Here is a 1,169-nt window from a genome sequence, read left to right on the forward strand (position 1 = left end):
AATTAAGCGAGAACCTTAGCAACCACGCCAGCGCCCACGGTACGGCCACCTTCACGGATAGCGAAGCGCAGACCTTCTTCCATAGCGATAGGAGCGATCAGCTTCACAGTGATGGACACGTTGTCGCCAGGCATCACCATTTCCTTGCCTTCGGGCAGCTCGATGGAACCAGTCACGTCCGTGGTACGGAAGTAGAACTGAGGACGGTAGTTGTTGAAGAAAGGCGTATGACGACCACCTTCGTCCTTGGACAGCACGTACACCTCAGCGGTGAAGTGGGTGTGGGGCTTGATGGAGCCAGGCTTGCACAGCACTTGGCCGCGTTCCACGTCTTCACGCTTGGTGCCGCGCAGCAGCAGACCCACGTTGTCGCCAGCTTGACCTTGGTCCAGCAGCTTGCGGAACATTTCCACGCCCGTGCAGGTGGTCTTCTGGGTGTCCTTGATACCGACGATTTCGATTTCTTCGCCGACCTTGATGATGCCGCGCTCGATACGACCGGTCACCACGGTACCACGACCGGAGATGGAGAACACGTCTTCCACTGGCATCACGAAGGCGCCGTCCACCGCGCGCTCAGGCGTGGGGATGTAGGAGTCCAGAGCTTCAGCCAGCTTCAGGATCGCAGGCTCGCCCTTGTCAGACTGGTCGCCTTCCAGGGCCAGCTTGGCGGAACCACGCACGATGGGGGTGTCGTCGCCGGGGAAATCGTACTTGTCCAGCAGTTCGCGGACTTCCATTTCCACCAGTTCCAGCAGTTCCTCGTCGTCCACCATGTCGCACTTGTTCAGGAACACGATGATGTAAGGCACGCCCACCTGGCGAGCCAGCAGGATGTGTTCGCGGGTCTGGGGCATGGGGCCGTCAGCAGCGGAGCAGACCAAGATAGCGCCGTCCATCTGGGCAGCGCCGGTGATCATGTTCTTCACATAGTCAGCGTGGCCAGGGCAGTCCACGTGAGCGTAGTGGCGAGTGGCGGTTTCGTACTCGACGTGCGAAGTGTTGATCGTGATACCACGGGCCTTTTCTTCAGGCGCGTTGTCGATCTGCGAGTAGTCCTTGGCTTCACCGCCGAAGTGCTTGGACAGCACGGTGGCGATAGCAGCAGTCAGGGTGGTCTTACCGTGGTCAACGTGGCCAATGGTGCCCACGTTCACGTGGGGCTTGGT

At 59.7% G+C, this 1,169-nt stretch carries 1 protein-coding gene; it reads right to left on the minus strand.

The window, feature by feature from the left end; all coding sequences use genetic code 11:
- Positions 1-2 precede the first annotated feature (2 nt).
- The coding region (gene tuf / locus CA2_RS01300) for an elongation factor Tu (RefSeq protein ID WP_081888817.1) at positions 3-1,169 on the minus strand (1,167 nt) is incomplete at its 5' end.

The organism is Comamonas aquatica NBRC 14918, from assembly GCF_000739875.1.
In the GTDB taxonomy this organism is placed as follows: domain Bacteria; phylum Pseudomonadota; class Gammaproteobacteria; order Burkholderiales; family Burkholderiaceae_C; genus Comamonas; species Comamonas aquatica.